General features: G+C 69.2%; 16 protein-coding genes. 4 read left to right on the plus strand and 12 right to left on the minus strand.

From position 1 onward, the window contains the following. Positions 1-380: 380 nt before the first annotated feature. Positions 381-1,109: a nitroreductase family protein gene (locus AVAK2825_RS14525; protein WP_284399969.1), complete on the minus strand. Its 729-nt coding sequence runs from the start codon at positions 1,107-1,109 to the stop codon at positions 381-383. 47 nt (positions 1,110-1,156) lie between these two features. Between AVAK2825_RS14525 and AVAK2825_RS14530 the strand changes: the two genes are divergently transcribed. Next, the gene (locus AVAK2825_RS14530; protein ID WP_284399971.1) at positions 1,157-1,807 is read left to right on the plus strand and encodes a TetR/AcrR family transcriptional regulator; all 651 of its coding nucleotides are present in this window, start codon (positions 1,157-1,159) and stop codon (positions 1,805-1,807) included. A gap of 36 nt (positions 1,808-1,843) precedes the next feature. Here AVAK2825_RS14530 and AVAK2825_RS14535 read toward each other — a convergent pair whose 3' ends face one another. The 11 genes from AVAK2825_RS14535 to AVAK2825_RS14585 form a co-directional block, all read right to left on the minus strand. Further along, entirely contained in the window at positions 1,844-2,095 is a 252-nt protein-coding gene (locus tag AVAK2825_RS14535; protein ID WP_284399973.1) for a hypothetical protein, read from the minus strand. 242 nt (positions 2,096-2,337) lie between these two features. Next, positions 2,338-2,553: a TOBE domain-containing protein gene (locus AVAK2825_RS14540; protein ID WP_092743710.1), complete on the minus strand. Its 216-nt coding sequence runs from the start codon at positions 2,551-2,553 to the stop codon at positions 2,338-2,340. A 79-nt stretch (positions 2,554-2,632) separates the two neighbouring features. After that, positions 2,633-3,454, minus strand: a complete 822-nt coding sequence (locus tag AVAK2825_RS14545) for an ATP-binding cassette domain-containing protein (RefSeq protein WP_284399981.1) — start codon at positions 3,452-3,454, stop codon at positions 2,633-2,635. A gap of 4 nt (positions 3,455-3,458) precedes the next feature. Then, the gene (locus tag AVAK2825_RS14550) at positions 3,459-4,415 is read right to left on the minus strand and encodes an aliphatic sulfonate ABC transporter substrate-binding protein (protein WP_284399984.1); all 957 of its coding nucleotides are present in this window, start codon (positions 4,413-4,415) and stop codon (positions 3,459-3,461) included. A 159-nt stretch (positions 4,416-4,574) separates the two neighbouring features. Beyond that, on the minus strand, positions 4,575-5,429 hold the full coding sequence (gene ssuC / locus AVAK2825_RS14555) for an aliphatic sulfonate ABC transporter permease SsuC (protein ID WP_284399987.1): 855 nt from the start codon (positions 5,427-5,429) through the stop codon (positions 4,575-4,577). Then, entirely contained in the window at positions 5,426-5,800 is a 375-nt protein-coding gene (locus AVAK2825_RS14560; protein ID WP_284399990.1) for a VOC family protein, read from the minus strand. Before AVAK2825_RS14560 ends, ssuC begins: the two co-directional genes overlap by 4 nt. Positions 5,801-5,815: 15 nt before the next feature. Further along, positions 5,816-6,979, minus strand: coding sequence for an FMNH2-dependent alkanesulfonate monooxygenase (gene ssuD, locus AVAK2825_RS14565; protein ID WP_284399997.1), 1,164 nt, complete (start codon positions 6,977-6,979; stop codon positions 5,816-5,818). 19 nt (positions 6,980-6,998) lie between these two features. Further along, positions 6,999-7,184, minus strand: a complete 186-nt coding sequence (locus AVAK2825_RS14570) for a hypothetical protein (protein ID WP_284399999.1) — start codon at positions 7,182-7,184, stop codon at positions 6,999-7,001. 12 nt (positions 7,185-7,196) lie between these two features. Next, a complete protein-coding gene (locus AVAK2825_RS14575; RefSeq protein WP_284400002.1) occupies positions 7,197-8,159 on the minus strand; it encodes a sulfonate ABC transporter substrate-binding protein in 963 nt (320 codons plus the stop codon). A 147-nt stretch (positions 8,160-8,306) separates the two neighbouring features. Continuing rightward, positions 8,307-8,897, minus strand: a complete 591-nt coding sequence (gene ssuE, locus AVAK2825_RS14580) for an NADPH-dependent FMN reductase (RefSeq protein ID WP_284400005.1) — start codon at positions 8,895-8,897, stop codon at positions 8,307-8,309. 45 nt (positions 8,898-8,942) lie between these two features. Continuing rightward, the gene (locus AVAK2825_RS14585; RefSeq protein WP_272569324.1) at positions 8,943-9,965 is read right to left on the minus strand and encodes a sulfate ABC transporter substrate-binding protein; all 1,023 of its coding nucleotides are present in this window, start codon (positions 9,963-9,965) and stop codon (positions 8,943-8,945) included. Between the two features lie 142 nt (positions 9,966-10,107). On the opposite strand from AVAK2825_RS14585, the gene AVAK2825_RS14590 reads away from it, so the two are divergent. From AVAK2825_RS14590 to AVAK2825_RS14600, 3 genes are all read left to right on the plus strand, one after another. Further along, complete coding sequence (locus AVAK2825_RS14590) at positions 10,108-10,380, plus strand: oxidative damage protection protein (RefSeq protein ID WP_092743728.1); 273 nt, start codon at positions 10,108-10,110, stop codon at positions 10,378-10,380. A gap of 28 nt (positions 10,381-10,408) precedes the next feature. Beyond that, positions 10,409-12,373 carry a bifunctional tRNA (5-methylaminomethyl-2-thiouridine)(34)-methyltransferase MnmC2/FAD-dependent 5-carboxymethylaminomethyl-2-thiouridine(34) oxidoreductase MnmC1 gene (gene mnmC, locus AVAK2825_RS14595; RefSeq protein WP_284400008.1) on the plus strand — a complete coding sequence of 655 codons (1,965 nt, stop codon included), beginning with the start codon at positions 10,409-10,411 and terminating at the stop codon, positions 12,371-12,373. A 170-nt stretch (positions 12,374-12,543) separates the two neighbouring features. Beyond that, complete coding sequence (locus tag AVAK2825_RS14600) at positions 12,544-13,347, plus strand: sulfite exporter TauE/SafE family protein (protein ID WP_284400010.1); 804 nt, start codon at positions 12,544-12,546, stop codon at positions 13,345-13,347. Positions 13,348-13,357: the final 10 nt, after the last annotated feature.

Here is a 13,357-nt window from a genome sequence, read left to right on the forward strand (position 1 = left end):
GGCAGAGCGGTCGCATGATGGGATGGAAAAAGACAGGGAGCGGCCGCTGAGAGCGAGGCCGGCGTGGACGGTGGAAAAAGGCAGGCCCCGATGCGCGCGAGCCGTGCGGATGCCAAGGCCGCCGGCGGCCGGGGCAGAGCGCCACGGCGGGATCACAGGGAAAGGTGCCGCAGTTTAAAAGGTGATGAGGACGGTCGAATGTGAATTTATTTACTACTGCAACCGAGTTGCAACAGCAGATTCTAGACCCAATAACGCAACACGGATGCGTTATTGAAAATTTCGACAGACCATACTGACGAGCATCCCGAAGGCGGGCGGCCCGGCTCCTGGCACGGCACGGCACGGAGCATGCCGGCCGCGTGGCGTCACCCTGCCGGTCAATGGACGACGACCGACTCTTCCAAAGGCAGGCGCCAGCGATCCTCGACGCGGGCGTCATCGGCGCGGTAGCCCAGCGCCACAACGAGGGGGATGACCGTGCCGCGCGGCAGTCCCAGCAGCTTGGCGACCGCGGACGCGGAGAAGCCTTCCATGGGGCACGAATCGATGCCCTTCGCCGCCGCGGCCAGCAGCAGCGTCTGTGCCGCGAAGATCGCATTGCGGGCGGCCCACTGGCGGCCGCCGATGTGCCCCACCGGCAGCAGCGACAGCGTGGGGCGCACCCAGGCGGCCAGCAGCAGCCACGGCGACCACAGCACCGACGAGCCCGTGCCCAGGATCCGCTGGAACATGCCGATCTGCTTGCGGTAATAGGCCTTGGATTCCGGCCCCAGCACGGTCGATCGTTCGACATGGTCGAGCTGCGCCTGGGCGGTGCGCCGCCCGATGGCGGGACTGGCGGCAAAGACGACGAAATCCGCGGCCGATGCCGCCGCCTTCTGCCCGTTGCAGGCCTGCGCGAGGGGGGCTTTCACGGCCGGGGTGCGAACCCAGTGCAGCTCGTACGGCTGCATGTTTCCGCTGGAGGGGGCGAAGGTGGCCTCGCGCAGCAGGGCCCGGACATCCGCTTCCGGAATCGGTGTGGGCCGGAATCGGCGGATCGCACGGCGAAAGCGGTTGGCGGCTTGGAAGGCATCCCAGGGATGCAACAGGTCTTGTGTTTTCATGCTTTAAATCGTAAGTTAAAGCTTTTATTTAAGAAACTCGCGTTCCCATGCCGTCCTTGCGCAAAAGCAAAACCGCCGCCAAGCCCCGCAAAATCCCGGTCCAGGCGCGCTCGCGCGCCACCGTGGATGCCATCATGCAAGCCGCGACTTACATTTTGACCAAGGTGGGCTGGGCAGGATTCACGACGAATGCCATCGCCGAACGCGCGGGCGTGAACATCGGCTCGCTCTACCAGTTCTTTCCGAACAAGGAGGCGGTGATCGCGGAACTGCAGCGGCGCCACGCCGTCGAGACGCGCTCCGACCTGCGCAAGGCGCTGCAGGTCCTGCCGGAGCAGCCCTCCCTGCGAAAGGCGCTGACGGTGATCGTCGAAATGATCGTGGAGGAGCACCGCGCCGCGCCCGCCGTGCACAAAGCCATCTACGACGAACTGCCACGCACGGTGCGCGGCCTGGAGGAAGACAAGCACCAGCTGCGCGGGGAATTCCTGGAGGTGATCCGGCCGCTCATGCAGAACGTGCCGGACCCGGACCTGGCGACCTACCTGGTGGGCGTGGCCGCGCATGCGGTCGTGCACACCGTGACTGCGGAGCGGCCGAAGTTGCTCGGTGACCCCCGCTTCGCCCCGGAGCTGGTCACCTTGCTGGAGAACTACCTATGCCGCACCGCGCCTTCGCAGCGGGACGAACGCGCCTGAGGCAGCCGCTTCGCTTCGCCGCGCCGGGCGTGCGCCCTACCAGCGCCGGCCCAGCGGCAGGTACCGCAGGACGCTGGCCAGGCCCTGGCGCCCGCTGGCGGCCCGCACCAGCAGCGCACTGCCCAGCGCAGAGCCGACGGTACGCCGCAAGGGCGAGGGGCTGCGGCGCGAGGCCAGCAGCAGCGCGGCGCCCGCGCCCAGCACCAGCCAGTGCTCGCCCTGGAAGCCGGGGCGCCGTTCGTCGTACCGCTGGAGCCGCTTGAATGATTCGATGGGAGAAGGATTCATGGGAGTGCCTCGTTGGAACAGGCCTCGAAGCTACCGAGGCGCCGCACGCAACGGTGTCGGAAAGTGCCCGCACGGATGAAGGCGGACACGCCGGGCGCCCGTGCCGCAGCGCGCACCCACCGGAATCGCGCCGCCATGAAAAAGGCGGCCCGCAAGCCGCCTTCCAAAACAGATGCTACTTTTTTTATAGCACAATGCCTTAGTGAATCATGCGCCGGAGCCGTTTTTGGCCCCGATTCCCTTCACAGCTTGGCGATCGACACCTCGGTGGACTTGACCAACGCCACGACGTCGGAGCCCACGACCAGGCTCAGTTCATCGACCGAGCGCGTCGTGATGACGGAGGTGACGATGCCCCAGGGCGTCTCGACATCGACCTCGGACACGACGTCGCCGCGGACGATCTCGCGCACTTTGCCCTTGAATTGATTGCGCACGTTGATGGCTTGGATGGACATGGTTTTCTCCTTGAAAAGTCCGGGAACGGAAAACGGTGGGATCGAAAATCAGGGGAACGGGACAACGGAAAGCGTCGTTTCAGACCGCCCAGCGCAGCCCGTGCGCGGGAATGCCGGGCCAGGCCGGATCGGCCGGTGGGTCGGCATCGGGCTTTTGCAGCACGCGGTCGAGGATGCGTTTTTCGATGGCGGCGAAGGCCGCATCGCCCTGCGAGCGCGGGCGGGCCAGGTCGATGCGCTCGTCCAGCGCGATGCGGCCGTCCTCGATCAACACCACGCGGTCGGCCAGGGCCACGGCCTCCTGCACGTCGTGGGTAACGAGCAGCGCCGTGAAGCGATGGCGCTGCCACAGCCCCTCGATGAGGCGGTGCATCTCGATGCGGGTGAGCGCATCCAGCGCGCCCAGCGGCTCGTCGAGCAGCAGCAGGCGCGGCTGGTGCACCAGGGCGCGGGCCAGGGCCACGCGCTGGCGCTGCCCGCCCGACAGCCGGGCCGGCCATTCGCCCTCGCGATCGGCCAGGCCCACCTGCGCCAGCACCTCGCGGCCCCGCGCCTGCGCGGCCTTGGGCAGGCCGATCGTCACGTTGTCGAGCACCCGGCGCCAGGGCAGCAGGCGGGCTTCCTGGAACATGATGCGGGTGTCGTCGTGCAGACCGGCCACCGCTTGGCCGTCGGTGGTGAGCGTGCCGCTGCTGGCAGCCTCCAGCCCGGCCACCAGCCGCAGCAAGGTGCTCTTGCCGCAGCCGCTGCGGCCCACGATGGCGATGAATTCGCCGGGTTCGATTTCCAGCTGCGCGTTGCGCAGCACCTCGCGCTGGCCGTAGCGCTTGGACAGGCCGCGCGCCTGCAGGCGCACGCCGCCGGCGGGGGATGCAGAAGAGGAAGGTCGGGCGTCAGGCATGGGGTCAGGCTCCGGGCTTGAACAGGGGAACGGCCAGGGCATCCACCCGGCGCGGGATCAGCTTCTCGGAAAAGAAGGCATCGGCGATGCGCTGCTGCTCGGCCAGTCCTTCGGGCACCACGGGCCGCACGGAATAGCTGCGGCGGCCGTTGGCCTGCTCGATGACGGCCGCATCCAGGCCCCACACGGGCGCCAGCAGCGCGGCGGCCTCCCTGGGGTAGGCCTTGGTCCAGCGGCCGGCCTTTTCCAGTTCGGCATACAGGGTGCGCAGCACGTCGGGCCGCGCCTGGGCGAACCGGGTGCTGGCCAGGTAGTAGCGCTGGTACGACGCCAGGCCCGTGCCGTCGGCCAGCACCCGGGCGCCGGACTGCTGCCGCGCGGCCGCGAGGAACGGGTCCCACACCACCCAGGCATCGATAGCGCCGCGCTCGAAGGCGGCCCGGCCGTCGGCGGGCGTGAGGTAGGCCGGCTCGATGTCCTTGAACGACAGGCCGGCTTTTTCCAGCGCGGCGATCAGCAGGTAGTGCGCGCCGGCCGCCTTGGCGAAGCCGACCTTATTGCCCTTGAGTTCGGCCACGGTCTTGAGCGGCGAGTCCGCCCGCACCAGGATGGCCTGGGCCGTGGGCGACGGCGCCTCCTGCGCCACGAAGGTCACGCGGGCCCCGGCGGCCTGGGCGAACACCGGCACGGTGTCGGCCACGTCGGCGCTGAAGTCCAGGTTGTCCAGATTGAGCGCCTCCAGCAGCGGCAGGCCGCTCGTGAACTCGTGCCACACGGGCTGCACGCCCAGCGGCGCGAGCTGCTTTTCCAGCGTGCCCTGCACTTTCAGCAGCGCGGTCAGCGTGGACGACTTCTGGTAGCCGATGCGCACGGTGGCGCCCGCAGGCTGCGCATTAGCCAGCCCCGCTACGGACAACCCCAACGCGGCCAGCAAGGCACGGCGATCAAAATGCAGACTCATGACGTTCCTGTACAGATAAGAGATGTCAAAAACCGGCGCGGCTCAGGGCCAGCAGACGCCGTGGAACCGGCTTTGCCGGGCCACCGGCGGCGTCCCTCTTCCCGACTCGCCGCGCGAGTCGAGAGAAGGGGGAAGGCGCGCAGCGCCTCAGGGGGTTGTTCACTGATACCCGGGGTGCCAGCGCAGCCACCAGTGCTCCAGCCCGCGGGCAAACACGTCGGCCAGCTTGCCGAGCAGCGCGTACAGCAGGATGCCCACCAGCACGATGTCGGTCTGCAGGAACTCGCGGGCGTTCATGGTCAGGTAGCCGATGCCGGCCTGGGCCGAAATCGTCTCGGCCACGATCAGGATCACCCACATCAGCCCCAGCGAAAAGCGCAGGCCCACCAGGATGGACGACAGTGCGCCGGGCAGGATGATTTCGCGGTACAGCTGCCAGCGCGACAGGCCGTAGGTGCGGCCCATCTCGATCAGGCCCGGGTCCACGTTGCGGATGCCGTGGAAGGTGTTCAGGTAGATCGGAAAGAACACCGACACGCTGATGAGGAACAGCTTGGCCGACTCGTCGATGCCGAACCACAGGATCACCAGCGGAATGAGCGCCAGCGCCGGGATGTTGCGCACCATCTGGATGGTGGAGTCGAGCAGCGTCTCGGCCAGCCGCAGCGAGCCGGTCAGCAGCCCCAGCACCAAACCGAGGCCGCCGCCGATCGCCAGGCCCGCCAGGGCGCGGCTGGCGCTCACCTTCACATGGGTCCACAGCTCGCCCGATTCGGTGAGCGTCCACGCGGCCTTGACCACGTCCAGCGGCGCCGGCAGCACGCGGGTGGACAGCCAACCCAGGGCGGACGCCACCTGCCACAGCGCGATCAGCACGACCGGCACCAGCCAGGGCAGCAGGCGGCGCCACACGGCGGCCGCCAGCTGCACCAGCGGCGCGGGCAAGGCGCCCGCCGGGCCTTCGGGCGACTCTGGCAGGGGCGAGACCTGCAGCTCTCGTACCGTATCGGTCATGCGTCGTACCTCGGTTCGTTGTCGGGTTCGAGGAACTCCAGCTGGTTGCCCGCCGGGTCCTTCACATAAAAGCGCAGGTAGCCGGGCAGCGCCCGGTTCTCCACCAGCGGCAGCTCGGCCTGCAGCAGCCGCCCGCGCAGCTCGGGCAGGTTCTCCACCTCGAACGCCAGGTGGGACACGGCAGGCGCCGGCTGCCAGCGTTCGGTGGGCACCAGCTCGATGCGCTGCGCCCCCGCAGCAAAGCGCAGAGTGCTCCCGATGGGGTGGATCAATTCCGGCAGCCCCAGCAGCGTGCTGTAGAAGTTGCGGATCTGGCCCTCGGCGCCCGCCGGAAAGGCCAGTTGCACATGGTTGATGGAATGGATCGCCATGGTGTGCCCTGCCGCTCAGCTTTGCGACGCGCGCGGCGCGTACTGGTTGCCCACGACCTCGCCGAACGGCCCGCCGGGCGCGCCGCCCGCAAGCTTTTCCTGCAACGCCAGCGGCAGCAGCGGGAACACCAGCTCGGCAAAGCGGTACGCCTCCTCGAGGTGCGGGTAGCCCGACATCACGAAGGTGTCGATCCCCAAGGCGGCGTACTCCTTGATGCGGTCGGCCACGGTCTGCGGATCGCCCACCAGAGCTGTGCCCGCGCCGCCGCGCACCAGGCCCACGCCGGCCCACAGGTTGGGGCTGATCTCCAGGTCGGCCCGGGAGCGCTTGGCCCCGCCCGCATGCAGCGCCGCCATGCGGCGCTGGCCTTCGGAATCCATGCGCGCGAACACGGCCTGGGCCTGCACCACGGTTTCGTCCTTCACGCGGCTGATGAGGCTCTCGGCCGCGGCCCAGGCCTCGGCATCGGTCTCGCGCACGATCACATGCAGGCGGATGCCGAACTTCACCGTGCGGCCCAGCCGCGCGGCCTTCTCGCGCACGTCGGCCACCTTCTTGGCCACTTCGGCGGGTGGCTCGCCCCAGGTCAGGTAGGCCTCCACCTGTTCGGCGGCCAGATCGTGCGCGGCGGCCGAGGAGCCGCCGAAGTACACCGGCGGATACGGCTTTTGCAGCGGCGGGAACAGCAACTTGGCGCCCTTGACCGAGAGGTGCTTGCCCTCGTAGTCGAAGGTGCCGCCGTCGTGGCTGCGCGTGAGTATCTCGCGCCAGATGCGGATGAACTCGGCCGACTGCTCGTAGCGCGCCGCATGGTCGAGGAACACGCCGTCGCCTTCCAGCTCGACCTGGTCGCCGCCCGTCACCAGGTTGATCAGCAGCCGCCCGCCCGAGAGCCGGTCGAACGTGGCCGCCATGCGCGCGGCCAGGCTGGGCTGGTGCAGGCCCGGCCGCACGGCCACCAGGAACTTGAGGCGGCGCGTCACCGCCACCAGGCTGGACGCCACCACCCACGGGTCTTCGCACGAGCGTCCGGTGGGAATGAGCACGCCTTCGTAGCCCAGGCTATCGGCCGCGACGGCCACCTGCTTCACGTAGTCGTGGCTGAGCTGGCGCGCGCCTTCGGTGGTGCCCAGGTAGCGGCTGTCGCCATGGGTGGGAATGAACCAGAACACTTGCATGCGATGACCTCGTCGTCGTTCAGTAGGAGATGGCGAAAAATGGCGCCCGCGCCACGGCCCGGCGCCGGCGCGCAGCCCGGGGTGCGGGGGCGAGCACCAGCACGCGGGCGCTTTCGCGCGGCGCCGCCAAGCCCCAGGCCTGGGCGGTCACGCCCAGCACCCGGCGCACGCGCACCTGCAAAGGGGTTGGGAAAGGGGCGGACATGGGCGCTCCCTTTCAGAGCAGGTCCACCGGAGCGGCGTCCTGCAGGTTGAGCTTGCGGGGGATGAGCTTCAGATCGAAGAAGGTGTCGGCGATCACCTGCTGCTCGGCCAGGATGTCGCGCGACACCAGCGAGGTACCGTAGCCCGCCCGGCCCACGAACAGCTCGGTGACCGAGCGGTCCAGCCCCAGCACGGTGGACAGCTCCGCCGCGGCCTCGGCCTTGTGCGCGGCGATCCACTTGTCGATGGCGTCCACCTCCTGGATGGCGATGCGCAGCACGTCGGCGTTCCTGGCGGAATAGTCGCGCGAGGAAAAGTAGTAGGCGCGGTTGTTCGCCACGCCCGTGGCATCGGCCAGCACGCGGGCCTGCAAGGTCTTTTGCGCGGAGGCGAGGAACGGGTCCCAGATCACCCAGGCGTCCACGGCGCCTTTCTCGAAGGCCGCCCGCGCATCGGGCGGCGCAAGGAAGACCGGCTGCACGTCACGGTAGTGCAGGCCATGCTTTTCCAGCACCTTGACCAGCAGGTAGTGCACGTTCGAGCCCTTGTTGAGCGCCACGCGCAGGCCCTTCAGTTCGGCCACGCTCTGGATCGCCGAGCCTTTGGGCACGACGACCGCCTCCAGTTGCGGGCGCGGCACCGTGGCCCCCACATACACCAGCGGCGCGCCGGCCGCCTGGGCGAAGATGGGGGGCGCTTCGCCCACGTCGCCGAAGTCGATCGAGCCGACGTTCAGCGCCTCCAACTGCACCGGGCCGGCATTGAACTCGGTCCAGGTCACCTTCACGCCCAAAGGCGCCAGGCGTTTTTCCAGCGTGCCGCGGGCCTTGAGCAGCGACAGCCAGCCCTTTTGGTGGCCCACGCGCAGGACGCGGTCGCCCTTCTGGGCAAAAGCGGGCGGCAGGCCGGCGGCCAGCACGGTGCCGAGGCCGGAAGCCACCATCCGGCGGCGCAAGGAAGAGAAATTCGAAGTCATGCGATCGGTCTTTCTGGCGAGGTCCACCGGGTGCGGGCGGCGATGCAGCGGCCTGCCCGCGGCGAGCGGGTTCTCAAAAATGGGGTAAGGCTTGGGGAGGAGCGGACGGCGGGGGCCGGCCCACAGGCCGGCGCCGCCCGGGGCGCGTCAGACGCTACATCGCACCTGGGAGAAATGCACCGGCGCGAACCGCGTGGCCTGGGCCGGCGCGGGCCGCAGGGTTTCGGTGATGAGCACGTTCACGGCGTCGTCCAGCCGGGAGGACACGTCGTGCCCCACCTCGTAGGCGCCCTCGGGCGTGAGCGTGACCTGGGCATCGGTGGCGTAGATGCCCGGCAGGATGTGCTTGGCGCCCAGCGACTGCAGCACCGGCCGCAGCGCGTAGTCCAGCGCCAGCATGTGGTGGGCGCTGCCGCCGGTGGCCAGCGGCAGCACGGTCTTGCCCTTGAGCGCCGTCTGCGGCAGCAGGTCGAGAAAGACCTTGAGCACGCCGCTGTAGGCTGCCTTGTAGACGGGCGTCGCCACCACCAGCACGCTGGCCTCGGCCACGCTGGCCACCGCGTGGGCGATGGAGCGGTGGCCCGTGTCCGCCAGCAGCAGCGCCTGGGGCGACAGGTCGCGGATGTGCAGGCGCTGCACCAGCGCACCGCGAACCGACAGGCGCTGCGACACGGTATCCAGCAGGGCGGCGGAGCGGGAACGCTCCGAGGGGCTGCCGGCGATCAGGAGGACGGACATGGAATGGGGCTTTCTAGCGCGGGCGGATTGGCAAGAGCGCCGTCTTCACTTCTTGGTGTAGATCTGGTCGAAGCTGCCGCCATCGGCGAAGTGCGCCTTGTCGGCCTTCGCCCAGCCGCCGAAGGCCTGGTCGATGGTCACCAGCGTGAGCTTGGGGAACTGCTTGTCGTACTTGGCCTTGGCCTTGTCGCCCGTGGGGCGGTAGAAGTTCTTGCCGGCGATGTCCTGGCCTTCGTCGGAGTACAGGTACTTGAGGTATTCCTCGGCGACGGCGCGGGTGCCCTTCTTGTCCACGTTCTTGTCCACCACCGCCACGCTGGGCTCGGCCAGGATGGACAGCGACGGCACGACGATCTCGAACTTCTCGGGACCGAACTCCTTCAGCGCCAGGAAGGCTTCGTTCTCCCAGGCCAGCAGCACGTCGCCCACGCCGCGCTGCACGAAGGTGATGGTGGAGCCGCGGGCGCCGGTGTCCAGCACGGGCACGTTGCTGTACAGCTTGGCGACGAAGTCCTTGGCCTGTGCGTCGCCACCGTATTTGCGCTTGGCGAATTCCCAGGCGGCCAGGTAGTTCCAGCGGGCGCCGCCGGAGGTCTTGGGGTTGGGGGTGATCACCTGCACGCCGGGCTTGGCCAGGTCGTCCCAGTCCTTCAGGCCCTTGGGGTTGCCCTTCTTCACCAGGAACACGATGGTCGAGGTGTAGGGAGCCGAATTGTGCGGCAGGCGTTTTTGCCAATCGGCCTTGACGAGGCCGCCGTGCGTGACGAGCGCATCGATGTCGCCGCCCAGTGCCAGCGTGGCCACGTCGGCATCGATGCCGTCGATGATCGAGCGCGCCTGCTTGCCGGAGCCGCCGTGCGATTGCTTGATCGCCAGGTCCTGCCCGCTCTTGGCCTTCCAGTGCTTGGCGAACGCCTGGTTGTATTCGACGTACAGCTCCCGGGTGGGGTCGTAGGACACGTTCAGGAACTGCACCGGCTGGGCCAGCGACGGCAAAGCCGTCAGGGCCATGCCGGCCAGCAGGGCAGCGGCGAGAGGAAACTTGATAAAGTCGCGGCGAACGTTCATGAGAGGCTTTCTTTTGTGGAATGCGGTCCGGTGCAAATCACCGATGCAACGCATTCTGAAAGTCGCTCTTCAAAACTGGAACTACTGAAATTTCAGTTTTAAATACCCAAAACATCTAAACCATCCTTCCAGGACCCTCCCCATGGCACGTACCGTTCAATGCATCAAACTCGGCAAGGAAGCCGAAGGCCTCGACTTTCCCCCCTACCCCGGTGACCTGGGCAAGCGCATCTGGGAGAGCGTCAGCAAGGAAGCCTGGGCCGCCTGGCTCAAGCACCAGACGATGCTGGTGAACGAAAACCGCCTGAACCTGGCCGACGCCCGCGCCCGCCAGTACCTGGCCCGGCAGATGGAGCAGCACTTCTTCGGCGAAGGCGCCGACGCCGCCCAGGGCTACGTGCCGCCCAGCGCGTGAACCGCCGGGAATGAACCCGGCGCGGTTCATGCCGGAGCCCATCGACTGGCTGGAGGACGGCACCCCCTACAGCCCGCGGTTCGGTGACCGCTACCACAGTGAAAACGGCGGCCTGGACCAGGCGCGCCGCGTGTTCCTGCACGGCTGCGGCCTACCGCAGGCCTGGGCCGGCCAGCCGCGCTGGCGCATCCTGGAAACCGGCTTCGGCCTGGGGTTGAACTTCCTCGTGACCTGGGCCGCCTGGCGCAGCGACCCCGATCGCCCCGCCCTGCTGCACTTCTCCTCGTGCGAGGCCCACCCCGTGGCCGCCGCCGACCTGCTGCGCGCCACCCTTGCCCATCCCGACCTCGCGCCCCTGGCGCAGCAGCTGCACGACCAGTTCTGGGGGCTGCTGCCGGGCGTGCACCGCCTGTCGTTCGAGCAGGGCCGCGTGCTGCTCACGCTCTATGTGGGCGATGCCCAGGCCATGCTGCGCCAGCAGATGCCGACGGCCGATTCGGTCTACCTGGACGGCTTCAGCCCGCAGCGCAACCCCGACCTCTGGAACGAACACACCCTGAAGGCCGTGGCGCGCTGCTGTCGGCGGGGCACGCGGCTGGCGACCTGGACCATCGCGCGGGCGGTGCGCGACACGCTCGCGCAGTGCGGCTTCACCGTGGCCAAGGTGCCCGGCGTGCCCCCGAAGCGCGACAACCTGCAGGCCACGTTCGATCCGGCCTGGGAACCCCGGGCGGCGCGCAACGCCCCGCCGCCGCTGGAAGTGGCGGCGGCGTCCGAATGCCTGGTGATCGGCGCGGGCCTGGCCGGCGCCTCGGTCGCCGTGAGCCTGGCGCGGCGCGGGTGGAAGGTGCGGGTGCTGGACCGCGCCGAGGCGCCCGCGCGCGGCGCCTCCGGCCTGCCCGCCGGCCTGTTCGCCCCCCATGTCTCGCCCGACGACAGCGTGCTGTCTCGCCTGTCGCGCAGCGGGGTGCGCACCACGCTGCAGGCGCTGTCGGCCCTGCCGGTGGGCGAAGCCTGGAACCCCTGCGGCGTGCTGGAGCACCGCGTGGACGGCAGCCCGGGGGTGCCGCCGGCCTGGGCCGGCGGGAGTGGCAGCGAATGGAGCCGCCCCGCAGACGCCGACGCGCTGCGGCAGGCCGGGCTGCCGCCCGGCACCGCGGCCTGCTGGCATGCCCGCGCCGGCTGGGTGCGCCCGGCGCAGCTGGTGCAGGCCTTGCTGGACCACCCGGCCATCGCATGGCAGGGCGGCGCCCACGTCGCGCGGTTGCGCCGCGTGCCAGCCAGCGAGGACGGGAAAAGCGAGGGCAAGAGCGACGGCACCGGGCCGGCCAGCTGGCAAGCGATCGATGACCAGGGCCAGGTGCTGGCCGAGGCCCCCTACGCCTTCGTGGCGGCCGGGCCCGACAGCATGCCGCTGCTGGACCACCGCTGGACCCTGCAGCCGCTGCGCGGCCAGGTGTCGTGGGCCGAAGAAGGCGAAGGCACCGCAGGCTGGCCGCCCTTCCCGGTCAACGGCAACGGCAGCCTCGTGCCCCACATTCCCGGACCGGAGGGCGCGAACGGCGCCCGGCGCTGGTACGCCGGCTCCACCTTCGAACGCCATGCCACCGAGCTTCCGCCCAGCAGCGCCGACGAGGCGGCCGCCCACGCCGCCAACTGGAAAAAGCTGCGCACCTTGCTGCCGGCCGTGGCGGACCAGTTGGCGCCCGCCTTCGGCCAGCCCCAAGCAGCCCCAACGGACCGAGTGCCCGGCAAGGAAATCCTCCCCGTTTCGGTCTGGGCCGGCCTGCGCTGCGCCTCACCCGACCGCCTGCCGATTGCCGGCCCGGTGGACCCGCACGCCCTGCCCGGGCTGTGGGTGTGCACCGCGATGGGCGCGCGCGGAATCACGCTGGCGCCGCTGTGCGGCGAACTGGTCGCCGCCCGGCTGCATGGCGAACCATTGCCGCTGGACGCCCGCTTGGCCCAAGCGCTGGGCACGGAACGGCTGTGAACCTGGACTGACCCGCGGGCCGGGCAGAAACGGCGCCCAACCCCTTATCGCCGTTTTGCGCCATCCGCCCCGTGCCAACCCGCGCCAGCCTTGAGGAATATGCTTATTCGCATAACGGCCTCACAAAACAATCGTTTGTTTCCATAAAGACTCCCACTACATTCGCCCGCATGCATGATTTGGCATTCGTTTTCGCGGGCTTCGCGGTGGGCTTGATCGTCGGCCTCACCGGGGTGGGCGGCGGCTCGCTGATGACGCCGATCCTGATCTTCTTCTTCGGCGTAAAGCCGCACCTGGCCATCGGCACCGACCTGCTGTTCGCCGCCTTCACAAAGATGGGCGGTACCGTCAGCCTGGCACGCCAGCGGCTGGTGCCCTGGAAGGTGGTGGGCCTGCTGTGCGCCGGCAGCGTGCCGGCGGCGCTGCTGTCGCTGTGGGCCCTCCAGGTGATGGGGCCCAGCAGCAGCACCGCCCAGCGCATCATGACGACCACGCTCGGCGCCGCCCTGCTGCTGACCGCCGCAGCCATGCTGTACAAGGCCTTCGTGTTTTCTGCCGCCAGCCAGGCGGCCGACCGGGTGGCGCGCGCCGATTCCGGCGAAGACGCCGCACGGCCACGCCACTGGAGCCTGCCGGTGCTGCTGGGCGCCGTGATCGGCACGCTGGTCACCTTCACCTCCGTGGGCGCGGGCGCCATCGGCGTGACGGTGCTGCTGATGGTGTTTCCCCTGCTGCCGTTGCCGCGCATCATCGCGGCCGACATTGCCTATGCCGTGCCGCTGACCCTGGTGGCCGGCCTGGGGCATGCGTCGCTCGGCTCCGTGGACTGGCCGCTTCTGGTCCAATTGCTGGCGGGATCGCTGCCAGGCATCTGGCTGGGCTCGCGCCTCGTATCCCGCGCGCCGGAGCGGTTGATCCGCTCGGCCCTTTCCGTGCTGCTCGCCTGGGCGGGCGCCAAACTGGTTTTGATCTGAGTGACCCACG

The sequence above is a fragment of the Acidovorax sp. SUPP2825 genome (assembly GCF_030158995.1).
In the GTDB taxonomy this organism is placed as follows: Bacteria; Pseudomonadota; Gammaproteobacteria; order Burkholderiales; family Burkholderiaceae_C; genus Paracidovorax.

Bases quoted from the DNA above. Each gene is read 5' to 3' on its own strand.
- AVAK2825_RS14570 (WP_284399999.1), bottom strand. From the start codon at position 7,184: ATGTCCGCCCCTTTCCCAACCCCTTTGCAGGTGCGCGTGCGCCGGGTG.
- AVAK2825_RS14600 (WP_284400010.1), top strand. From the start codon at position 12,544: ATGCATGATTTGGCATTCGTTTTCGCGGGCTTCGCGGTGGGCTTGATC.
- ssuE (WP_284400005.1), bottom strand. From the start codon at position 8,897: ATGTCCGTCCTCCTGATCGCCGGCAGCCCCTCGGAGCGTTCCCGCTCC.
- AVAK2825_RS14540 (WP_092743710.1), bottom strand. From the start codon at position 2,553: ATGTCCATCCAAGCCATCAACGTGCGCAATCAATTCAAGGGCAAAGTG.
- AVAK2825_RS14550 (WP_284399984.1), bottom strand. From the start codon at position 4,415: ATGAGTCTGCATTTTGATCGCCGTGCCTTGCTGGCCGCGTTGGGGTTG.
- AVAK2825_RS14535 (WP_284399973.1), bottom strand. From the start codon at position 2,095: ATGAATCCTTCTCCCATCGAATCATTCAAGCGGCTCCAGCGGTACGAC.
- ssuC (WP_284399987.1), bottom strand. From the start codon at position 5,429: ATGACCGATACGGTACGAGAGCTGCAGGTCTCGCCCCTGCCAGAGTCG.
- AVAK2825_RS14525 (WP_284399969.1), bottom strand. From the start codon at position 1,109: ATGAAAACACAAGACCTGTTGCATCCCTGGGATGCCTTCCAAGCCGCC.
- AVAK2825_RS14585 (WP_272569324.1), bottom strand. From the start codon at position 9,965: ATGAACGTTCGCCGCGACTTTATCAAGTTTCCTCTCGCCGCTGCCCTG.
- AVAK2825_RS14530 (WP_284399971.1), top strand. From the start codon at position 1,157: ATGCCGTCCTTGCGCAAAAGCAAAACCGCCGCCAAGCCCCGCAAAATC.
- AVAK2825_RS14560 (WP_284399990.1), bottom strand. From the start codon at position 5,800: ATGGCGATCCATTCCATCAACCATGTGCAACTGGCCTTTCCGGCGGGC.
- AVAK2825_RS14575 (WP_284400002.1), bottom strand. From the start codon at position 8,159: ATGACTTCGAATTTCTCTTCCTTGCGCCGCCGGATGGTGGCTTCCGGC.
- AVAK2825_RS14590 (WP_092743728.1), top strand. From the start codon at position 10,108: ATGGCACGTACCGTTCAATGCATCAAACTCGGCAAGGAAGCCGAAGGC.
- AVAK2825_RS14545 (WP_284399981.1), bottom strand. From the start codon at position 3,454: ATGCCTGACGCCCGACCTTCCTCTTCTGCATCCCCCGCCGGCGGCGTG.
- ssuD (WP_284399997.1), bottom strand. From the start codon at position 6,979: ATGCAAGTGTTCTGGTTCATTCCCACCCATGGCGACAGCCGCTACCTG.
- mnmC (WP_284400008.1), top strand. From the start codon at position 10,409: ATGCCGGAGCCCATCGACTGGCTGGAGGACGGCACCCCCTACAGCCCG.